Source organism: Nitrososphaerales archaeon (genome assembly GCA_025058425.1).
Classification (GTDB): Archaea; Thermoproteota; Nitrososphaeria; order Nitrososphaerales; family JANXEG01; genus JANXEG01.
This window is the reverse complement of record JANXEG010000068.1, coordinates 1-5958: the sequence shown is the minus strand read 5'-3', so window position 1 is coordinate 5958 and position 5958 is coordinate 1. Positions and strand designations below refer to the sequence as shown.

Here is a 5958-nt window from a genome sequence, read left to right as displayed (position 1 = left end):
TATCTACAAGCCCGTCCAAGGGACGATCTTCAATCCAGCATCACAATGGATTATACCGATATTGAAGAGGGCTGGTGTATTGGGTATTGGTCAGAGTTCATGGGGCCCAAGCGTATATGGGTTCGTTGAAAGCGAGGATAAAGCGTTTACGATTCTAAAAAAGGTTGAGGAGAAGGTTAGAGGTAAGGCAGAATCGTTCATCACGAAGGTAGACAATCTCGGTGCCAGGTTCGAAATTCTCTAAGAAAAACAAAGCTAATATAATCTTCTTTCGATTCGTTCAGATTAACTCTAATAGATAAACGGATAACATATAGATAATAAAAGATATAAAAGGGATATAGTTATCCGTAAGTAACGAGTAAGGTCTTGACGCAAAGATGCCTAAATTAACCTTTACACTCCTTGGGATCATCATAGTAGTGTTTATCATCCAGAATGTTACAGATCTGTGGGTATACTTCGCATTCTACCCTATCCTCGCTCTACATATGCCTTGGATGTTTCTCACATCTATATTTCTACATGCGGGCTTTTCACATCTGATCTTTAACATGTTCGCATTACTCATCTTTGGGAGTTATCTGGAGAGGATGGTGAGTAGCAGGACTTTCATTACGATATTCCTCATTTCAGGCATCTTAGGGAACGTTGGTTACATGATAACGGCTACAGACCCACGGATACCCGCAGTAGGGGCTTCAGGTGCCATTTATGGTATCATGGGTGCTCTTGCGATCCTTGCACCATACCTTATAATCTTCATCTATGGGATAATACCTGTACCAATAATCGTCGCAGCCTTCTTATGGGCACTCCTCGATTTTTTCGGCCTATTCTTGCCTACGGATGTTGCGCACGGTGCTCACTTAATGGGTTTATTTATAGGGATTATTTCGGGACTGCTCATAAGGTTGAGGAGGCTCTTCTCTAGTCTATCTAGTCTATACTATTATTGATCCGATTCAGTCCGATGTTATTAGATAAATTAGTTTTGCAGGTGTGATCGCATAAAATTATAAGAATAGATGAAAAGGGATTTATGGAACCGATTTTATATAGAAAGTAAATTGGTAAAGGCCCAAGTCTCTCTTACTCCAACCGAGTCCAAGAATCTTATATCGAAAGGGGTACTCGCTTTAGATCTGGTGAAGAGCGCTTTAAAGGATGGTATCGTCGTTATTCATCCCAGCACGACCACTTACTTCTTAATTAGAGATTTGATAGGGAAGGTACCGAAATCGATCGTATCGGGAGTAATAATACCTAGTGGAGCATGCATCGCTAAACACACGGCAGATATGGCAAAGAAGCATAACGTCGCTTTTTTACCAGAGGAATTCCGTCCTGTAGTGTTAAAGAATGGAGAGTTACAAGAGGATGTTAAACTCGGTGATATATTAAAAGAAATGGGTCCGAATGATGTGTATATAAAAGCGGGAAATGCTATCGATATTGAACGAAATGTAGGAGTACTGATCGGTAGTCCCGTTGGAGGGACTATCAGTAGGGCATTTGCCGTCTGTGCAGCCAAAGGTGTTAATTTGATACTACCGACGGGTTTAGAGAAGCTCATACCCGTTCCTATAAGGGAGGCTGTAAAGAAGGCGGGGATTCAGAGGATGGATTATTCGATGGGTATGCCCGTGGGATTATTGCCCGTACAGGGGATAGTCGTTACAGAGATAGATGCTATAGAGATTTTAACGGGTGCAATAGCAACACCTATCGCTGCAGGTGGAATCCTTGGGGCTGAAGGTTCTATAACATTCGTTATTGAAGGTGAGAGGGAGCAGGTTGTGAAGGCTGTTGAAATGATCGAATCTATCAAGGGATCGAAGCTTCCCGAGATCATCTTGAGTGAATGTTTGACGTGTGGGTGGCCCACGTGCCCATTTAAAGGTAAGAAGCGTAACCTTTATTCACTGCCTACCAAAGGTGGCTAAAACTCTTTTATTTAAGACCGATTTAGATTTAGATGTATGAATCCAGAAAAGAAGATCGTGGTCATAGCTGAATTTAGTGCGACTCCGATAGGTACTGGAAGCACGAGTCTCAGTAATTACGTCACCGAATCTTTGAAGGCCATCAGCACGGTGAAGGGCATTAGGTATCAAGTAACACCGATGGGCACGATCATCGAATCTGAGGATCTTGAATCGATATTTGAAGCGGTGAAGGCTTCTCATAATGCTCTGTTTAACTCTGGAGTAAAGAGGGTAGTATCGATCCTTAAAATCGATGATCGTAGGGATAAGCCGAGAGCTATGGAAGATAAGGTAGAAGTGGTGGTGAAGCGATTAAAGGAAGGGCGACCTTCGGAATCAAAGCTTTAGTAAAGGTCAACTCTGTCTTAGTAAATATATTATACGATGAATCGCCGCATCGGGATAACTGGTTCACCCGGTACTGGTAAGAAGAGTGTGGGAAGAATTATAGCGGAGCGGCTTAATTACGATTTCTTAGACCTAAACGATCTGGCCATAAGAGGGAATGCGGTTATAGGGAGAGATGAACGTGAATTTATAGTAGATCCGAAAAAGTTGAGAAGATTGGCTCTAAAAGCTATCGATAAGAAAGATGTCGTAATCGTAGGCCATCTTTTACCATCGGTCTTCAAGAAAGATGAAATAGATTTTATCGTAGTTTTAAGATGCTCACCTTGGGAATTGATGAATCGTTATGTAAGTAGAGGGTATAGTGAGAAGAAGGCGAAGGAGAATGTCGGGGCTGAGATCTTGGATGTGTGCCTTGTTGAAGCATTGAAGGTATTTGGGAAGAGAAAGGTCTATGAAATTGATACGACGGGTAAAACACCTGAAGAAGTTGCAGAGAAGATAATCTCTCTATATAATGGGGAAGTAAAGAAGGAGCCTATAGGTATAGATTGGCTTACTAAAGTAGTTGAGGCTGGCGATCTTCACAAATTCTTTCCATGAGTTTTCATCAAAATTAAATTAATTGCCTTTTCTTTTCATGCTATACTATAGATATCTTCAGCTTTCTTTCATCAAATTCAATATCTGACCAAGGAATGTTCGGTGATGCTTCTTTGACGAAACTCACCCTCTTCACCCTCACCAAGTATGTAAGTTCGTTCGATCTCGGCTTTACCAAACTCTCTAATTCCTCATCGGCACCAGCTATGTATGCGGTATCGAGGATATCGGTAGGTCGATAACCCCTTTCTTTCCTTAAAGCCTGGAGCCTCCGCGCAAGATCTCTCACCAAACCTTCAGCGACCAGATCTCGATCTCTCACGATCTGAAGAGCTACGATTATACCATCCTTCTCTTTGACCACGTATCCTTCATCGGCCAAGTACTCTACCTTTACATCTTCTTTACTCAAAGTATACGATCGATCATCGATCCTTAATGAATATTCACCAAGATCCTTCAAAGCTTTATAAATCTGCAATCCATCGATCTTTGATAATCCCTCTAGAAACTTCGGCATTTCAGACTTCAATTTAGGCCCTAAAGTCCCATAGTTTAACTTAATTTGAATCTTGATCGGTAAATCTTCGATATCGCTCGTGAACTTCACTTCTTTGACGTTGATCTGCTCCCTTAAAATATTTGAAAATCTCTCCATAATTTTGACTCGATTCTTATCAAGGAGGTATACAGCCCTTCTAAGGGGCCACCTCCTCTTTATCTTCACCTCCATCCTCGCCGCATTCGCCAATGAAATCATTTCTTTTAACATTTCAAACTCCGATTCTAACTCTTTATCGATAAACTCTGATTCGACTTCGGGCCATCTGGCAAGTATCAAAATCTTCTTCTCAAAACAACGATTGTAAAGATACTCAGAGGTGTAGGGTGCGATGGGGTGTATAAGTACATCAAGGGTTTTTAATGTATGGGCGAGTGTAGCATAAATGGCCAATCTACGGTCGAGCGTCTTTGGATCGTCATCCCATATCTCACTTCGAGTTAACGGTACATAAGTCTGACTCAATACCTCTATGATAAATTCTTCCAATGCTCTAGCCGCCTCATGAAATCTACAACGACTATAACCTTCGGTAACATTGAGTATCAAGGATTGAAGCTTTGATAGAAGCCATCTCTCTTGGTCTTTTAATAACCCCCTCTCAAGGGCCCATCGAAGATCATACTTTGTGTGATCATAGCCATCGTAACTACTATTCTGTTGAAAGTAAAGGTGCATATGGTATAGTGTATTTAACACTTGATAAGGCCTCGCATTCATCTCTTTTACACTAAAGCTTAGACTATCGATCGGGCTCGCCTTCCAAATTAGATAGAAGCGTAAAGTATCTACAGATTGTGTACTCAGTATTTTATATCCATCGATTATATTGCCCAGACTTTTACTCATCTTATCACCTTTCTCATCTAACACATGCCCTTGGAAGAGGAATGCTTTGAAGGGTGCTTCAGCCTTACCAGTCATGATCACGTTGTTGATCAGTAACGTGTAAGCCCAACCCCTCGTCTGATCTATGCCCTCTGTAAGAAACTCTACTGGTACGAGCGTTTTATACTCTTCATCGGTGAATGATGAATAGGGTGCCGCCCCGCTATTGTGCCATGTGTCGAGGACGAACGGTTCTCTCCTTGCCTTGCCCCCACATTTCGGACACTTCAATATTACCCTATCGATCCATGGTCGATGAAGCTCAAAGTTCGGTCCATCGGGCAGTTCGATAGCTTTCTCAATGATCTCCTTTCTACTAAAGGCGGGTATCTTTTCTCCACAATCGGTACAGACCCATATCGGCAATGGGGTGCCCCAAATCCTTTCACGTGAAATGCACCAGGGAACCCTCTCACGTATGATTTCAATAAAACGCCTCTTTGGGGGTTCATAATAATATTCGACTTTTTCGGCAGCCTTTAGGGTCAAATCGCCCAATCTATCGACCCAGTAAAAATACTCCCTTCTCGCCAACCAGACCAGTTTATGGTGAGAGCGCCAACATGTCGGATACTCATGCTCGATTCTATCGATCTTTAATAACATCCCCTCTTTTCTCAACAACTCGACAACCTTCTCATCAGCATCTCTTACAAACATCCCTTCAAATATACCCGCATCCTTTGTGAAACGGACCTGGTCATCGATCGGGCAGAAGATCGGGATCTTTCTTATCGAAGCAACCTGAAAGTCTTCTTCACCATTTGCAGGAGAGAGGTGCACAAGGCCAGAGCCAGTAGTTACATCTACAAACTCTTCCGCAACGACTATATGCACACCATTCTGCTTACTCAACTCCGCTAAACTGGGTATGTAAGAGAGGAGTGGATGTAGGTACTTTTTGCCTTCTAGATCTCTGCCGATCACGGTCTTCACCACTTTGTAATTATCTATGCCGAGCTCTTTCATAATAAATTCGACACGTTCACGGGCGATGATCCACTGTTCATCATTAACCAGGACGTAAGCATATTCGGCATCGGGCTTTACACCTACGAGCTCATCTGTAACTATGGTAAATGGCATCGTAGTCCATAAAATCAAGTACGCATCTTCATCCCTCAACTTCATCTTGAAGTATAGTGAGGGGTCTTCCACAACTTCGTAACCTTGGGCCACTTCCGCATGGCTGAGGGATGTTTGGCAACTCGGGCAGTAGGCTACAACACGATACCCCTCACCCAGTAGACCCATCTCCCACGCCCTCTTTAAGTACTTCCACTCCCTTTCAATATATTCATCTTTATACGTCCAATATGCTTTCTCATAATCGAAGGACATGCCGAGAAGTCTATCACATTCAACCCACTTTTTGTTATACTTTATAACTAAATTCTTACACGCTTCGACCAACTTCTCAGCACCTATTACTTTAAGATTCTCCGCTTTACTCCCGGTAAGCCCTAATTCATGCTCCGCCTGTAACTCAACGGGTAAGCCTTGAGTATCCCATCCTGCACGGAAGACTATATTCAACCCCCTTTGTGTAGAGAATCGATACCAAAGATC

The 5958-nt window shown here is 42.5% G+C and carries 6 protein-coding genes; 5 read left to right on the top strand and 1 reads right to left on the bottom strand.

What is annotated here, in order from left to right:
- From NZ896_06400 to NZ896_06380, 5 genes are all read left to right on the top strand, one after another.
- Positions 1–244: hypothetical protein (locus tag NZ896_06400; GenBank protein MCS7117079.1), on the top strand; the 244-nt coding region annotated here is incomplete at its 5' end.
- Between the two features lie 136 nt (positions 245–380).
- Positions 381–959 carry a rhomboid family intramembrane serine protease gene (locus tag NZ896_06395; protein MCS7117078.1) on the top strand — a complete coding sequence of 193 codons (579 nt, stop codon included), beginning with the start codon at positions 381–383 and terminating at the stop codon, positions 957–959.
- Between the two features lie 69 nt (positions 960–1028).
- Positions 1029–1946: a hypothetical protein gene (locus tag NZ896_06390; GenBank protein ID MCS7117077.1), complete on the top strand. Its 918-nt coding sequence runs from the start codon at positions 1029–1031 to the stop codon at positions 1944–1946.
- Between the two features lie 36 nt (positions 1947–1982).
- On the top strand, positions 1983–2336 hold the full coding sequence (locus NZ896_06385; GenBank protein MCS7117076.1) for an MTH1187 family thiamine-binding protein: 354 nt from the start codon (positions 1983–1985) through the stop codon (positions 2334–2336).
- Positions 2337–2372: 36 nt separating this feature from the next.
- Positions 2373–2939: an adenylate kinase family protein gene (locus tag NZ896_06380; GenBank protein MCS7117075.1), complete on the top strand. Its 567-nt coding sequence runs from the start codon at positions 2373–2375 to the stop codon at positions 2937–2939.
- Between the two features lie 40 nt (positions 2940–2979).
- Here NZ896_06380 and NZ896_06375 read toward each other — a convergent pair.
- The coding region (locus NZ896_06375; protein ID MCS7117074.1) for a class I tRNA ligase family protein at positions 2980–5958 on the bottom strand (2979 nt) is incomplete at its 5' end.

Coding starts and splice junctions, on each gene's coding strand:
- NZ896_06395 (MCS7117078.1), top strand. CDS start 381: ATGCCTAAATTAACCTTTACACTCCTTGGGATCATCATAGTAGTGTTT.
- NZ896_06390 (MCS7117077.1), top strand. CDS start 1,029: ATGAAAAGGGATTTATGGAACCGATTTTATATAGAAAGTAAATTGGTA.
- NZ896_06385 (MCS7117076.1), top strand. CDS start 1,983: ATGAATCCAGAAAAGAAGATCGTGGTCATAGCTGAATTTAGTGCGACT.
- NZ896_06380 (MCS7117075.1), top strand. CDS start 2,373: ATGAATCGCCGCATCGGGATAACTGGTTCACCCGGTACTGGTAAGAAG.